At 58.3% G+C, this 14,615-nt stretch carries 20 protein-coding genes; 16 read left to right on the top strand and 4 right to left on the bottom strand.

The genetic code is table 11. The features are described 5' to 3' along the window. Positions 1–48: 48 nt before the first annotated feature. The 16 genes from GA830_RS10280 to GA830_RS10210 all read left to right on the top strand — a co-directional run bounded on the left by GA830_RS10280 (position 49) and on the right by GA830_RS10210 (position 8,814). The gene (locus tag GA830_RS10280; RefSeq protein WP_195161781.1) at positions 49–324 is read left to right on the top strand and encodes a hypothetical protein; all 276 of its coding nucleotides are present in this window, start codon (positions 49–51) and stop codon (positions 322–324) included. Next, entirely contained in the window at positions 321–1,028 is a 708-nt protein-coding gene (locus GA830_RS10275; protein WP_195161780.1) for an exodeoxyribonuclease X, read from the top strand. The genes GA830_RS10280 and GA830_RS10275 overlap by 4 nt, the downstream gene beginning before the upstream one ends. After that, positions 1,025–1,303 carry a hypothetical protein gene (locus GA830_RS10270; protein WP_195161779.1) on the top strand — a complete coding sequence of 93 codons (279 nt, stop codon included), beginning with the start codon at positions 1,025–1,027 and terminating at the stop codon, positions 1,301–1,303. Before GA830_RS10275 ends, GA830_RS10270 begins: the two co-directional genes overlap by 4 nt. Next, a complete protein-coding gene (locus GA830_RS10265) occupies positions 1,300–2,424 on the top strand; it encodes an ATP-dependent DNA helicase (RefSeq protein WP_195161778.1) in 1,125 nt (374 codons plus the stop codon). The genes GA830_RS10270 and GA830_RS10265 overlap by 4 nt, the downstream gene beginning before the upstream one ends. Positions 2,425–2,458: 34 nt before the next feature. After that, the gene (gene ssb, locus GA830_RS10260; protein WP_195161777.1) at positions 2,459–2,920 is read left to right on the top strand and encodes a single-stranded DNA-binding protein; all 462 of its coding nucleotides are present in this window, start codon (positions 2,459–2,461) and stop codon (positions 2,918–2,920) included. Further along, entirely contained in the window at positions 2,920–3,054 is a 135-nt protein-coding gene (locus tag GA830_RS19990; protein ID WP_258045402.1) for a hypothetical protein, read from the top strand. Before ssb ends, GA830_RS19990 begins: the two co-directional genes overlap by 1 nt. After that, positions 3,051–3,365, top strand: coding sequence for a hypothetical protein (locus GA830_RS10255; RefSeq protein WP_195161776.1), 315 nt, complete (start codon positions 3,051–3,053; stop codon positions 3,363–3,365). The genes GA830_RS19990 and GA830_RS10255 overlap by 4 nt, the downstream gene beginning before the upstream one ends. Beyond that, positions 3,362–3,595: a hypothetical protein gene (locus GA830_RS10250; RefSeq protein WP_195161775.1), complete on the top strand. Its 234-nt coding sequence runs from the start codon at positions 3,362–3,364 to the stop codon at positions 3,593–3,595. The genes GA830_RS10255 and GA830_RS10250 overlap by 4 nt, the downstream gene beginning before the upstream one ends. Then, positions 3,592–3,978, top strand: a complete 387-nt coding sequence (locus tag GA830_RS10245; protein ID WP_195161774.1) for a DUF1653 domain-containing protein — start codon at positions 3,592–3,594, stop codon at positions 3,976–3,978. The genes GA830_RS10250 and GA830_RS10245 overlap by 4 nt, the downstream gene beginning before the upstream one ends. After that, positions 3,978–4,283 carry a hypothetical protein gene (locus GA830_RS10240; RefSeq protein ID WP_195161773.1) on the top strand — a complete coding sequence of 102 codons (306 nt, stop codon included), beginning with the start codon at positions 3,978–3,980 and terminating at the stop codon, positions 4,281–4,283. The genes GA830_RS10245 and GA830_RS10240 overlap by 1 nt, the downstream gene beginning before the upstream one ends. Continuing rightward, positions 4,280–4,576, top strand: coding sequence for a DUF3850 domain-containing protein (locus tag GA830_RS10235; RefSeq protein WP_195161772.1), 297 nt, complete (start codon positions 4,280–4,282; stop codon positions 4,574–4,576). Before GA830_RS10240 ends, GA830_RS10235 begins: the two co-directional genes overlap by 4 nt. 84 nt (positions 4,577–4,660) lie before the next feature. Further along, positions 4,661–4,948, top strand: a complete 288-nt coding sequence (locus GA830_RS10230) for a hypothetical protein (RefSeq protein WP_195161771.1) — start codon at positions 4,661–4,663, stop codon at positions 4,946–4,948. Further along, entirely contained in the window at positions 4,945–6,642 is a 1,698-nt protein-coding gene (locus GA830_RS10225) for a helicase HerA domain-containing protein (RefSeq protein WP_195161770.1), read from the top strand. Before GA830_RS10230 ends, GA830_RS10225 begins: the two co-directional genes overlap by 4 nt. Then, on the top strand, positions 6,635–6,916 hold the full coding sequence (locus GA830_RS10220; RefSeq protein WP_195161769.1) for a hypothetical protein: 282 nt from the start codon (positions 6,635–6,637) through the stop codon (positions 6,914–6,916). Before GA830_RS10225 ends, GA830_RS10220 begins: the two co-directional genes overlap by 8 nt. A gap of 97 nt (positions 6,917–7,013) precedes the next feature. After that, positions 7,014–7,496: a hypothetical protein gene (locus GA830_RS10215; RefSeq protein WP_195161768.1), complete on the top strand. Its 483-nt coding sequence runs from the start codon at positions 7,014–7,016 to the stop codon at positions 7,494–7,496. 199 nt (positions 7,497–7,695) lie between these two features. Then, positions 7,696–8,814 (top strand): tyrosine-type recombinase/integrase, encoded by a 1,119-nt coding sequence (locus tag GA830_RS10210; protein WP_195161767.1) that lies wholly within the window; start codon positions 7,696–7,698, stop codon positions 8,812–8,814. A 223-nt stretch (positions 8,815–9,037) separates the two neighbouring features. On the opposite strand, the gene GA830_RS10205 is transcribed toward GA830_RS10210, so the two are convergent. From GA830_RS10205 to GA830_RS10190, 4 genes are all read right to left on the bottom strand, one after another. After that, on the bottom strand, positions 9,038–10,657 hold the full coding sequence (locus GA830_RS10205; RefSeq protein ID WP_195161766.1) for an ABC transporter ATP-binding protein: 1,620 nt from the start codon (positions 10,655–10,657) through the stop codon (positions 9,038–9,040). A gap of 1 nt (position 10,658) precedes the next feature. Further along, positions 10,659–11,789 carry an ABC transporter permease gene (locus GA830_RS10200; protein WP_195161765.1) on the bottom strand — a complete coding sequence of 377 codons (1,131 nt, stop codon included), beginning with the start codon at positions 11,787–11,789 and terminating at the stop codon, positions 10,659–10,661. Then, positions 11,782–12,705 (bottom strand): ABC transporter permease subunit, encoded by a 924-nt coding sequence (locus GA830_RS10195; protein ID WP_195161764.1) that lies wholly within the window; start codon positions 12,703–12,705, stop codon positions 11,782–11,784. Before GA830_RS10195 ends, GA830_RS10200 begins: the two co-directional genes overlap by 8 nt. A gap of 68 nt (positions 12,706–12,773) precedes the next feature. Beyond that, entirely contained in the window at positions 12,774–14,363 is a 1,590-nt protein-coding gene (locus tag GA830_RS10190; protein WP_195161763.1) for a peptide ABC transporter substrate-binding protein, read from the bottom strand. Positions 14,364–14,615: the final 252 nt, after the last annotated feature.

The following is a 14,615-nucleotide window of genomic DNA, read 5'->3' as shown; positions in this document are numbered from 1 at the left end:
CGGGCCAGCCGCCTACCCCCGCCATCATGGCAACGAAAGGACACAACTATGACACCTACCACCTTCGGACTCTCACTTCCTGAAACGACAACTGAAGCTGCTCATACGTTTGACCGGGCGCTCACTGCGCAGATCGACGAGCTGAACAACCAGCTTCAACTGATGCAGGCGCTTCGCCGTGCCAACGCGGCGGCCTTCGGCATCGATCGTCGGGAAGGCGTCGGCAAGTTCGGGGAAATGGCCGACGCTGCCAAGCGGGCCGAGTACGAAGGCGACAGCGGCGAGCGCCAGAAGGCTGACGGCAGGCTCAAGGTCGCATCGTGATCCCACCGCTTACTCTTATCCGGGTGATCGACACCGAAACCACCGATCTCGACGACCCCTCTGAATTGGTCGAGATCGGCTGGACGGACGTGCGCTGGTTTGGATCGTCATGGGAGATCGAGTCCGGGCCTCATGCCCGGCTCGTCAACCCCGGCATGCAGATCAAGTTCGGCGCGATGGCCACGCACCATATCAGTCAGGCCGAAGCCGAGACGGGCATTTCACCTGCCGAGGCTCGTCGTCTGGTCACCGGTGGCGCGGACTATCTCTGCGCCCACAACGCCGAATTCGACCGCAAATACATTCCGCACCCCCTGCCGTGGATCTGTACCCACAAATGCGCTCGGCGCGTCTGGCCCACGCTGCAGAGCCACAAGAACGGGGCGATCCGCTACGAACTGGAACTCTGTCTGGACGACCCGAGGGCGGAACCCTCGCACCACGCTGGCCCCGATACATGGGTCACCGCCCACATTCTTCTGCGGCTGCTGCCGCTGCTGACCCTGCAGGAAATGGTCACGATATCGAGACAGCCCGTCGTGCTGTTGAAGATCGGCTTTGGTGAACACAAAGGCGTTCGCTTCTCCGATCTCCCCGACGGTTACCTCGATTGGATCGTCAACAAATCTGAAATGCCGAACGACCCGAAACGAGAGGACGTGGTGCACACCGCCCGGCTTGAACTCAAGAGGAGAGCGCAGTGACGGAGAAACCACCCATCGCCGACCAGGAGAGGCACTATGCCACCTTCGACGCCAGCCATGAGTATTCCGGATGCTACGTCGAGATCATCAGCGAGAGCCACCACACCGCCAGACTGTTCATGATGAAGGCGCACGGCTCCCGCTGGTCGCAGCAGGTCTATTCAGCTGAGTGGCTCGCAGGGCATGCCGGTTTTTACCGGTTGGCCACAGTTATGCAGCGGGCGACGATCGGTGGCGGGACTGTCTTATTCGATGTGGTGGGGGGAGCGTTGTGACCAATTGGTCGAAACAGCAAAGCGATGCCATGTCAGTCGTAGGCGCATGGCTGCGCACCAAATGGGAGACTTCATTCTATCTCGCCGGTTACGCCGGGACGGGGAAAACCACTCTCGCCAAGCACATCGCATCCATGCAGAACGGCGAGGTCAGGTTTGCCGCGTTCACTGGCAAGGCCGCCAAGGTCATGCGCGATGCTGGCTGCACCAATGCTTCGACCATCCACTTTCTGATCTACACGCACTCCACTGACGAATCGACCGGGGCGGTGAAGCGGCACTTGAACAAGAGAGCGCTTGATGACGTTGCTCTGGTCATCATCGACGAGTGCTCCATGGTCGACCAAGAACTTGGCCAGGACCTCATGTCCTTCAATGTTCCTATCTTGGCGCTTGGTGATCCTGGCCAGCTACCACCAGTCAGCGGCGGCGGATATTTCACGTCGGGCCCGCCCCACTACATGCTCACCGATATCCATCGGCAGGCAAAGGACAGTCCGATCATACGGCTTGCCACTGACGTTCGCGAGGGTCGGTGGAACCGAAACGACCTGGTGGTCACCGATGGTCTGACAATGTGCCGCAAGGCCGACCTTAACCCGGCCGCAGTGACAGGGGCCGACGCAGTGATCGTCGGCAGGAACGCCACCAGAAATGCCTTCAACAGACGGATGCGCCAGGTCCGAGGATTTAATCCCACCCTTCCTCCACAGAAGGGCGAGATAGTCATGTGCCTTCGTAACGACCGTCTATTGCAAATCTACAATGGCGAATCTTTCAAAATATCGCGCCGCAACAAGACTGAGCAGCGCATTGAGGGGCGAGTGCACTATTTCTCGATCGAAGATCCGGATGCGCCTGAGCGGGGCAAAATTTCCGTAAGGGTCTTCGATCAATTCTTTTCCACCCCAAACACAGCCAAGGACATTCACTGGAAGGCCCAGCGAGGGATGCAGCAGTTTGACTACGGCTACACGATGACGGTCCACAAATCCCAAGGATCGCAATGGCAGAACGTCTGCGTATTCGACGAGAGCTCCGCATTCGGCACCGACTGGCAGCGCCATCTCTACACTGCAGTCACCAGGGCGGCCAATCACCTTACATTGGTGGTCTCGTGATCTCGAAACACACAAACCCAAATGGAGTAACGAAATGGCAGGCATAAACAAAGTCATTCTGGTGGGCCGCGTAGGCATGGACCCGGAAATTAAATCTTTCAGTAGTGGCGACAAAATTGCGGAGTTTTCGCTGGCGACGTCGCAGAGCTGGCGGGACAAAACGAGCGGTGAGCGCAAGGAAAAAACTCAGTGGCACCGGGTGAAGATCCAAAATCAAAACATCATCAAAATCGTCGATTCATACGTGACCAAGGGCGCTCAAGTTGGCGTTGAGGGAGAGATCCAATACCGCCAATGGGAGAAGGACGGGCAGAAGCACACAACAACCGAGATCGTAATCGGGAGCTTTGACGGGAGGCTATATCTTCTCGAAAGCAAGAGTGACGGCGACGGTGGAAAAGCCAAGAGCGATAATGGGGGCGGCAGTCAGCGGAGCCAGGGAGCGCAAGATTCCGGCCGTGCCAGCCGCGACCTCGATGACGAAATCCCATTCTGATGATGAAGGGTGCTGTCATAGTCGCTGCGCGGGTGTTCGTATTCACTCTGGCCTTACTGCTTGCGTGGATGGGGGCGTTCGATGCCGCCACCTTCGTCATGACCGCTCTCATTTACGAGAGATTGCAGCCATGAAGCCCGACCGCATCCCCTGTATCAATCCGCGTTGCGGTCGCACAGCGCCCGCGGCGAAGTACCCGGCTGGTTGGGAGATTGTCTGCCACAAGTGCTGGAAGATGGCTCCCCCATCTCTGGTCAAGCGGCACCGGCAGCTTTCCAAACGGCGGCGCAAGATCGACCGGCTTATTCGGATGCCGGGGCTTGGCTTTCGGACCAACGCGATCGACCGGCTGCAGCATGCGAACTGGTGCGCGATCCGAGTGTGTTTTAATCCCGTCGACCGGCCCGAAGGCCTCGACGCCTTTATCGAGGAGGTTTTCTCTTGAGTGCCATTCTATTTCGCCAGCGAGCAGCAAATATCCTTCGAAACTTCCATCGAACTAGCGAGCACCCTGAAGCTTCAGAGTCGGACATTGAGGCCGCGCTCGATGCTTTGGACCGCGCGAGGATCAGTGACCAGTCCGATCGGCAGATCACCAAGGTGCCGAGCAACAATATGCTCAGCGATTTTGCTTCGCCAGAACACGCACCACAAACGAGGGGAAAAGGGAAATGAATCCTGTGGTCGGCACACCAGCGCAGCCAGGTTCAATGATTGCGGCTTTGCAGGAGATCCGCGACAAGGCGGACCTTGGCGTCAGCTATGGCTTATCCGCCGATCTCATCTGCGAACAAATAGCCGCGATCGCACGATCCGCCCTCGCCACCCCTCCCGCACCTAGCATCGATGACTGCTGGCAGCCCACACACCAGCACGTCAAGCGCGGTTCGACATACCGCATTGAAGGCTATGCCAGCCTGCAAACAACCAGCCCATGCGAGGAAACCGCTGTCCTTGTGATTTACCGCGCTAAGGACGGCAAACTGTGGGCGAGGCCGCATGATGAGTTTAACGATGGCAGGTTCATTCCCCTCGCCACCAATGGGAGTGCAGCGTGATGACCCAATACCGCATAGGCGACCGCGTGACGGTTGAGGGGACGATTGTGAACATAGGGGCAATAAGCCGTTACCTCGATGTTAGCATCGGTGACGACCAGGTTAGTATCCAGCCAACCGAACCTTCACTCAAACTCGTTGAGCGCCCTTTCGCTGTTGGCGACAAGGTTATGTGGGGCAATGCTCTTATCAAAATACTCGCTATCCACAAAGACGTAGCGTGGGTGTTGTACCCCAACAGAACAAGGGGCGTCGCTGATCTTTCCGACCTCACCCGCATTCCCGATGAAGGGAGCGCGTCATGACCCAAATCCATTACTTAAGGACCATCGACCGATATTTCGATGCAGTCCGTCGAGGCGAAAAGACATTCGAGGTTCGCTTGAATGATAGAGCCTTTCAGACAGGCGACATTATCATACTCCGTAAGATAAGCGAGAGCGGGTACGCCATCGCTCCTGATGGAGTATCGGTCGGATACGACGAAATCTGCAAACGCGTGACCTATCTACTGCAAGGCGGTCAATTTGGGATCGAGCCCCGCTATTGTATTCTTGGATTGGGCGACGCAGGTGATAGTGGAGAAAATCATGACTGACATAGCAGAAATGATTGAGCGGCCCGAAACGATTGCTGAGACGCTACGAGGGCTTTTCCTCACTCGTACAGGGGAGGAAGGGTGATGCGCACAGGTGATCACGTCTACCACAAGCCATCCGAAGAAACCTGGGTTGTCGCATGGGCGGACCCGATCAGCGGCTTTATGGCGCCGTGCGGTTGGCCGGAATGCCAAGCCAAGATTTCAGACTGTGAGGTTGTGAAGGTTGCGACCGACGACGAGGCTGCAAACCTTGTCGACCGACTGTCCTTATCCGGCAGACGAGATTCGAAGAAGGCTGCTGAGATCGCAGCCCGCGCCACTTATATGAGCGAGGTTGCGAGCGCCGCCCTCAGCGGAGCCCGGCCGTGATCGACAATCAAGCCATGACTGTTTTACAGGACGCTGCGCGCCTGGCGATGTTTCTGGACCGGCCCGCTGCGATTGTCGGGACAACCGGTGCCGGCAAGTCTTTCGCTGCAAAGGGGGCCGTTGAGCATCTGCTCTCTCTCGGGCGGCGAGTTATAATCATCGATCCGACTGGCGCTTGGTACGGGCTGCGGGCTGGCGCTGATGGATCGCCGAGCGGGGGCTTTCCGGTTCTGATTTTTGGTGGGTATCATGCCGACGTTCGGCTAGAACCTACGGCCGAAGCCGGTAAGGCGCTGGCGCTGGCGCTGGCCGAGCGTGATGTTCAAGCGATTATAGACACGTCGGAAATGACAGGTGGCGAGAAAAACCGCTTCCTGACGCCATTTCTGGAAAATCTCTATGCCAAGAACAAGGCAGCGCTGCACTTGATCGTCGACGAAGCCGACGAGGTTGCAGCTCAGAACCTTGCTGATGGAGAACAAAGGCTTTTCGGGGCGTTTGACAAAATTGTTCGCCGAGGCCGCATCAAAGGGTTTCGGCCCCTGATGATCTCCCAACGCCCGGCCGTCATCCACAAAAACGTCCTTTCGCAGATCGGAACTCTTATCGCGTTGAAGCTGACCAGCCCCCAAGACCGGAAAGCGGTCAACGAATGGGTGAAGGGCAACGCGGACGCAGACCAGGCCCGCGCTGTGATGACAAGCCTGCCCACGCTGCAGCGTGGTGAGGGATGGGTTTGGTCACCTGCTGACGACGTCCTGGAGCGCGTGATGTTCCCCCCAATCCGCACGTTTGACAGCAGCCGGACCCCGCAGATCGGTGAGGTACTAACAGCACCAGCATTGGCGGCCGTCGACGTCAAAGCCTTGCGAGAGGCCATGATAATTTCTTCGTCCAAAAATGAGGGAGCAAAGAGCGCGCGTGCGACAGCGAATGTCGACATCGATGCGGCCGAGAAGCGGGCCTATGACAATGGATACAAAGATGGGTATTTTGCCGCCCGGAACGCGCTCACCAAGATGTTTGCCGATCGCGTCAGCGCCGTAGCCGAGGATATCCGTTCCAATGGCGGGGGGAAGCCATCCGATATCGCTGTTCCTATAACTATCCGTGCACCGAATACTCCCGCTCCATTTTCAGCAGAAAAGAAACCAGTGGTCGTGGCAGGGCTCGAACCTGTTGCAAATTTTCCTCGCACCGTTCCTGCAGCCGACTTGCCTCCGTCCCTACAAAAGGCGCTGGACTCTGTCGCATGGTGGCGTTCGATTGGATTTGATGAGGTTGCGCGGAACCGAGCGGCCATCACGGCTGGCCTAAGCCCAACAGCATCGACATTTGGCGTCTACGTTTCCAAATTAGTCGAGCGCGGCTTACTCGAAGTGTCCACACCCGGCCACATTCGCCTCACTGACGCCGGCGTTGCCCAGTCCGTTATCCCCGCCTCATTGGACGTGCACACCAGCGCGCGGGCGCTGCTTGAGCCTCAGCCAGCCCGTGTGTTCGACTTGGTGATCGGTGTTCACCCGGAGCCGATCAGCCGTGGTGATCTGGCCGATCTTATGGGTCTTTCGCGAAGCGCAAGCACGCTCGGCGTCTACCTCGCAAAAGTTTCCCGGCTCGGGTTTATCCAAACGCTGCCGGGCAGCCTTGTGAAGGCAGCTGATTTTTTGTTTTCAGGAGGCAAGATTGGTTGACGATATCAGGCACGCCGAGTCCATTTCGGGTATCCCGCGTGGCGACTGCGGTGATGAAGGTATCCACTATCACGTAGGGTCGCCCTACGTTCGCAGGATACTCGGTGAATATGCAATAGGAGGCAAAGTCACCTCCATTACCGTGACCGCAGATCTTCCAGGCCTGCACTGCAACATGGAACGCGTGCGCGTATTCGATGGCGAGACTATGATCTTTGAGGCACCGCTGCACTCGTTGGAAGGTGTCACCTATGCAGGTCCGGCCCGCCAATGAGTGTCAAGCGCGCCCACCAATGGAAGCATATCGGCGGCACAAATTGCGGCTGGCCTGTCGTTCTGCCGGCTGACGTAATCGAGGCAGGAGCAGGGAAATGATTGCCACAGTGATTCATCGCCATGTCTATTCGACCGACGAGGTTGTTAAGGCATTCGGCCATGTCGAGGACTGCATGCATCGCGAAATCCGGTTCGAGTACGGACAGCTCGTCATCGACATAATCGGCCCGGGCGCGGAACTGGTCGACTCCTCACCCTTGGGAGTTAACTGCCAAGGTGAGGACGTGAACTCCTCAGACTCCGATAAAGTGCGCGAGGACCCCCAGGAGGAACCAGGGACGCCAGCAGAGCCGGAGAAGCCCAAGGGCGGGCCTATAGCCCGCCGTGCTGCCATCCTATGCGGGGAAGGCGCGTTTCAGAAGTACCTCGATGTGGGGAGCAAGGAAGAAGCCGCTGCCGAGCTATGCCGTCGCTGCAGCATCACAAGCCGAGCCGACCTGGATCACGACGGGGACGCGGCCGAGGCTTGGGAGACAATGTACGCAAAATACCGCCTTTGGATGGAAGGTTACGACTGATGAAGAGTTTCCCAATCACAGCGGATGATATCGGCGAGGATGAACCAATCCGTCTTGAGGTCGCCTGCCGATTGTTTTTCCATGGGGCCATCAAACCTACAGCCCTACGAACGGAATGCGCGAAGGGGAACCTTGAGATCATTCAGATCGCGCGAAAAGACTTCGTGACAAAGCGGGGGATTTCGGCGATGAAGCAAAAATGCCGCGTTCAAAAAAGCCCCCCCGCCTCTGGCTTCGAACCGAAACCGACAGTCGGGGCAACGTCCGCCCGCGGTGGGTCATCAAGGACGGAACAAAGCATGTCCGCACAGGATGCTTTGCGGATCAAGCTGCAGAGGCCGGACAAAAACTCGCTGAATATATCGCCGAAAAGCACGAGCCCCAACGGGGCGGTCTTGCAGCTGAGGTCTTCGTCGCTGACGTCTTGAGCGTCTATCTCGAGGAAAAGGCTGATCAATCAGCAGACCCGAAGAGGGTTAAACAAACAGTCATCCGGTTGAATGAATTCTTTGGCGATCGGTCGGTCAAAGACATCAAAGGCCCGCTATGCCGAAAGTTTGCCCGGCAGCGCGGCACCGATGCCGGCGCCAGGCGAGACCTCGTTTACCTGAGCGCTGCCCTGCACTACTACCATGAGAACTACGAGCTCGACTCCGTTCCGCGAGTCACTCTTCCGCCGAAGGGACTGCCGAGGGATAGGTTCCTCACGCGGACGGAAGCTGCAGCGCTTTTGCGCGCAGCGCGTGGTTCGGTCAAGGTAATGACCGATGGGCGGCCATCGTGGCACAAACAGAAAGACCCGAAGCGGGCGCACTTGGTCCGGCTGATCTTGATCGGTCTCTACACCGGCACCCGCCCAGGAGCTATTTTGGACCTTCAGTGGATACGCACCACCACAGGTGGGTGGGCAGACCTCGACAGCGGGGTGATCTTTCGGCGCGCCGATGGCGAACGTGTGGCTCACAACAAGCGGAAGCCGCCGGTCAAGATTGCCCGGAAGCTGCTCGGCCATTTACGACGTTGGCGCCGGATTGATGGATGGGATCGCTACACCAACGGCATCCGCCATATTGTGCACTACCACGGCCAGCCGATCACAAAATTGAACAAAGCGTTCCGCAGCGCCGTCGCTGCGGCCGGGCTGTCGGGTGATGTCACGCCCCACATATTGCGTCACACTCGTGGGACATGGTTGGCGCAAGCGGGAGTGCCTGCAGGCGAGGCAGCTGCGTCTCTTGGGTTGACGGTCGATGAGTATGAGCGAACCTACCTGCACAACGATCCAAACTTTCAACAGGCAGCTGCTGACGCCTATTGAAGAGAACAAAACGTTCGTGCGCACCGATTGCGCACCGATAAGCGGAACATGAGTTGAACAAACAGCGGTCAATCGAGATCAGACCTGTTGATTTCATTGAATTTCCTGCGGGCCGTTGTCGTTCGGGACGACGGGGTCGCAGGTTCAAATCCTGCCACTCCGACCAGTCGGCACGCACTCCACTCGACGCTCACCATGCTCGATTTTAAATGGAGCACCCCGCTCAAGCGCTCAGCCTGAACCGTGTCGGGTCCAGAGCCGCTGCCATCAGCGTCTGTGTGTATTCCATTTGCGGGTTGTCGAAGACGTCTTCGGTCAGGCCCTCTTCGACGATCTTGCCCTGCTTCATGACGATCAGATAGTCGGCCATGGCGCGCACCACGGCGAGGTCGTGGCTGATGAACAGGTAGGAGAGGTCGTGATCTTTTTGCAGCTGGCGCAGCAATTCCACGATCTGCTTTTGTACCGAGCGGTCGAGCGCCGAGGTCGGCTCGTCCAGCACCACCACTTTGGGCTTCAAGATCATGGCGCGGGCGATAGCGATGCGCTGCCGCTGGCCGCCTGAGAATTCATGCGGATAGCGGTTGCGGGTGGCGGGGTCGAGACCCACCTCCTCCAGCGCCGCGCAGGCACGGCGGTCGCGCTCCTGGCGGGAGAGTTGTGTTTCGTGAACCAGAAGACCCTCGGTAACAATCTGTCCCACAGTCATGCGTGGCGACAGCGAGCCGAACGGGTCCTGGAACACCAGCTGCAGTTCGCGCCGCAGCTTGTGCATGTCTCCCCTGTCGGTTTCCGAAATGGTCTGTTCTCCGAAGCGGATATTTCCCTTGCTCGACAAAAGCCTGAGCAGCGCGCGGCCAAGGGTCGACTTGCCGGAGCCGGATTCGCCGACGATGCCGATCGTCTGGCCCTTCCTCAGCGTGATGCTTATCTTGTCGACAGCCTTCAGCAGCATGGGCGGGCCGGCCAGGAAACCACCGCCGATCCGGAAGGTCACCTCGACATCTTTTCCCTGCAGCAGAATGGGCGCACTCGCTGGCACCGGCGCCTTGGTGCCGGTTGGCTCGGCCAGAAGCAGCATTTTCGTATACTCATGCGCCGGGTGCTCAAACACCTTTTCGGTGGTGCCTTCTTCCACCACCTCGCCCTTGCGCATCACATAGACGCGGTCGGCGAAGCGGCGCACGATGCCCAGATCATGGGTGATGAAGACAATCGCCATGCCGAGCTTGGCCTGCAACTCCGCCAGCAGCGCCAGAATCTGTGCTTGTATGGTGACGTCGAGCGCCGTTGTTGGCTCGTCGGCAATCAGAATGTCGGGATCATTGGCAAGCGCCATGGCAATCATCACGCGTTGGCGCTGGCCGCCTGACATCTCGTAGGGATAGGATTTCATCCGCCGCTCGGGCTCGGGTATCTGCACCAGTTCAAGCAGCCTCAGCGCCTCCTTGTGGGCGGCTGCCGCGCCGAGTTTCTGGTGACGCTGGATCGGCTCAATCAGCTGGTTGCCGATGGTGTAGAGCGGGTCGAGCGAGGTCATCGGCTCCTGGAAGATCATGGTGATCTTTTTGCCGCGCACCTGGTTGATCTCGGATTTGCGCATCGCCAGAAGATTTTTGCCGCGATAATCGACGCTGCCGGTGGCCTCGCCATTGCCGGCCAGAAGCCGCATCGCCGCCATCATGGTCTGGCTTTTGCCCGAGCCGGATTCGCCGACAATCGCCACTGTCTCGCCGGCGTTGACGTGAAGGTTGATACCCTTCACCGCCTCGACAGCGCCATCCAGCGTGCGAAAGCGCACATAGAGATCCTTGACCGAAAGGATGGGGTTTTCTTTCGTCATGCTAGCGGTCCTTGGGGTCGAGCGCGTCACGCAGCCCATCGCCGATAAAGTTCAGTGCAAACAGCGTCGAGACGAGGAAGAAAGCAGGGAAAAGCAGCAGCCAGTTGGCCGTGCCGATGTTCTTGGCGCCGTCCGAAATCAACACGCCCCAACTCGTCATCGGCTCCTGCACGCCCAGTCCCAGGAAGGACAGGAAGCTTTCCAGAAGGATCACCTGCGGCACCAGAAGTGTCATGTAGATCACCACCGGTCCGAGCAGATTGGGGATGACGTGTCGGCGCACAATGCCGCGGGTTGAAACCCCCATGGCTTCGGCGGCCTGGACATATTCCTGCCGGCGGATCGACAGGGCCTGGCCGCGCACGATGCGGGCCATATCGAGCCACAGCACCGCGCCGACGGCAATGAACATGAGGACAAAATTCCTGCCAAAAAACACCACCAGCATGATGACGAAGAAGATGAACGGCAGCGAATAGAGAACGTCGACGATGCGCATCATGATCTCGTCGGTCTTGCCGCCGATAAAGCCCGCGGTGGCACCGTAAACAACGCCGATGGAAACTGCCACGAAACCGGCCAGAAGTCCGATCGCTAGCGAGATGCGTCCGGCCATCAGCGTGCGTGACAAGAGATCGCGACCGACATTGTCGGTGCCGAACAGGAAGTATTTCGGCTTGATCCGCGTGCTCAGCGTCATCTCCAGACCATCGGCGGAAGTGCTGTCGACCTTGGCGCCGTCAAAGGCGTTGGAGCGGTCGAGATAGCGGATATTGCGCTCGTCGATTTTCTTTTCCGAGGACAGCGTCACGAAAATGTCGTCGCCCTCCTGATGCCATTCCTTGATGTCGACGCGCATCCGCTTGACCGCGTCGTTGAGCGCGGTCTCGATCATGTCGGCCTGGGGATAGGGCGCGGTGCTCGGTGCCTGGCGTACATAGTCGGCATAGATGGTGGTGTAGAGATGCGGCACGAAATAAGGCCCCACCACGCACAGGATGGTGATGAAACATAGATAGAACAGGCTGAACATGGCCGCCTTGTTGGCCTTCAGCCGTGCCCAGGCATCGCCCCAGAGCGAGCGCCCAACCGTGGTGGCGGGCTTGAAGTCGTCGATGGCCAGATCAGTCATAGCGAACCCTCGGATCGACCACCGCATACAAGATGTCGACAATCAGGTTGAAGATGATGGTGAAGATGGCGATTACCACCACGGTGCCCATCACCAGGGTATAGTCGCGGTTGAGGGCGGCCTCGACGAAATAGCGGCCGATACCGGGGATGGAAAAGATCGTTTCGACGATCACCGACCCGGTCAGCAGTGCTGCCGCGGCGGGGCCGGCATAGGAGATGATCGGCAGCACCGCGCCACGCAGCGCGTGCTTTATCACCACCGACCAATCGGAAAGACCCATGGCACGGGCGGTGCGGATATGGTGCGAATGCAGCGATTCAATCATCGAGCCGCGCATCAGACGCGCCACGATGGCCATCTGCGGCAGCGCCAGTGTCAGGATCGGACCGATCTTGTTGAGCAGCGCTCCATTGCCCCAGCCGCCTATGGGCAACAGGCTCCAGGTCAGGCCGAACAGCAGCTGGATCACGGGCGCAATGACGAAAGTCGGGATGGTGCTGCCGGCTGTCGCGGTGGCGATCACCGCATAGTCGGCGCCCTTGTTCTGGTTCAGTGCGGCGATAATGCCGAGTGTGCCGCCGATCACAAGCGCCAAAACCAGCGCCGAGGCGCCCAACTGCACCGAGATTGGCAGGCCTTTGGCAAACAGTTCGCCGACGGTGAAGTCCGGCAACACATAGCTCGGGCCGAAGTTGCCGTGCAAAAGGTTGGTCAGATAGTTCCAGTATTGCAGCCAGAGCGGATCGCCAAGTCCGAACTGGGCTTCGAGATTGGCCTTGATTTCCGGGCTCAGCCCACGCTCCTGATTGAACGGCCCGCCGGGTGCGATACGCATCAGGAAAAACGCCAGTGTGACGATCACAAACAGCGTTGGAATGGCGGTCAGCAACCGCCGCAGCACATACACAAACATGAAATTGCCTTCCGGGAACTGGATGGAAGCCGCCGCTCCGCTGTCACGGAGCGGCGGTCAGCCGAGGGCTATTCCTTGCTCATGAAGCGCGAAGGATGCACATCCATGACGTTTTCCTCAAAGCCTTTCAGCTTGGGGGAAACGAGGTTCTTATAGCTGTAGTGCAGCAGCGGGATCTGGCCGACTTCGTCGATCAGAATGCGCTCGGCCTGTGAAAGAAGCTTCATACGCTCTTCCGGATTGCCGCCGGCAGCGGCAGCCTTGGTCATGGCTTCCTCATAGGCAGGGTTGTTGAAGTTGGAGTAGTTGTTGCCGCTTGCCTTGACGGAGATGCCGAGGAAGGTCTCGGGGTCCTTGTAGTCGGCGATCCAGCCAACGCGGGCGACGTCGAAATCACCCTTCTGCTCCAGATGGCTGTAATGGGTCTTGGTGTCGGTGTTGAGAAGCGACACTTCGATGCCCAGCGGCTTCAGCTGTTCCTGGATGGCAACGGCGGTGTTCTTATGGTTTTCCGAGGTGTTGTAGCGGATTTCCATCTTCAACGGCTTGTCGGGACCATAGCCAAGCTTGGCCAGCACTTCCTTGGCCTTGTCCTCACGATCGATCTGCGACATGTCAGCGAAAGTCGCTGCTTCTGACGTGTAGCCATCGATGCCAGGAGGCACCATCGAATAGCCTGGGATCATCGAGTTCTGCCAGACTTTTTCGGCCAGGAAGTCACGGTCAATCGCCATGGAAACGGCATTGCGCAGCTCCACATTGGTCCATGGTTCCTTGTCGGTCCTGATGGCGTAGTAATAGGTGCCGAGATAGGCACCGATGCGCAGCTGGTCGCCAAATTTGGACTTTAGATCGGCCATCTGCTCGGTGGGAATATCGTCGTTGGAATCAAGCTCACCGGCTTCAAAGCGCTTGATGGCGGTCGAGCGGTCCTCGGTCGGGACGAAGTTGACGACATCGATCTTGACGCTGTCTGCGTCAAAGAACTTCGGGTTCTTGACCACCTTGATGTGGTCGTTGGGAATGAATTCAGCGAGCGTATAAGCGCCGTTCGAAATCAGATTTCCAGCCTTGATCCAGTCAGCGCCCATTTTATCAATGGCAGCCTTGTTGACCGGGTAGGCAGACTGGTGGGTGAGCAATTCGAGAAAATAAGGAGTCGGCGCCTTCAGCGTAATCTCAAGCGTGGTCGCGTCGATGGCCTTGACGCCCATGTCGTCCAGCTTGCCGCCCTTGGTGTTCGCCTCTTCGGCATTCTTGATGACGTAGAGCATTGAGGCATATTCAGCAGCCGTGGTCGGGTCCTGGAGGCGGCGGAAGGAGTAGACGAAGTCTTCTGCCGTTACCGGTGAGCCGTCTGACCAGACGCCATCGGCCCGCAGCTTGAACGTGTAGACGAGCCCGTCATCGGAAACCGTCCAGCTTTCGGCGGCACCGGGAATCAGCTCGGCGTTCTGGTCCTGCATCACCAGGCCCTGGAACAGATCGCGTAGAATATGCGCCTCGTAAACCGTCGAGGTCTTGTGCGGATCAAGCGATTCCGGATCGGCAGAATTACCGCGGTTGTAGACGACCTCCGCAAAAGCTGGCGTCATATAAGCCCCGCCGGCCACGATCAGGCTCGTGGCGAGCATGGTCGTCCTGAGAAATTTATGCATGTGACACACTCCCATTTTTTTGGCCGGCCCCTGACCGGCGCAGGCGCGATTATCATCACAGTTTTTGCCAAAGCAACACAGATTCCGTCGCAATAGCGACATTTGGCTGCTCATCTTCGCATATGACGCAACGGCACGCCGGCGTCGAATTGGTTCGATTGTGGCGCTGCTGGATGCCACTCATGGGTGCGCGCATCGATGACAGCCGGGCGATCCGATGCCGATGGAAACGCGAAGGGCTGCACAACCGGC

This window comes from Mesorhizobium sp. NBSH29 (genome assembly GCF_015500055.1).
Lineage (GTDB): Bacteria > Pseudomonadota > Alphaproteobacteria > Rhizobiales > Rhizobiaceae > Neomesorhizobium.
This window is presented reverse-complemented; position numbering and strand designations above follow the sequence as displayed.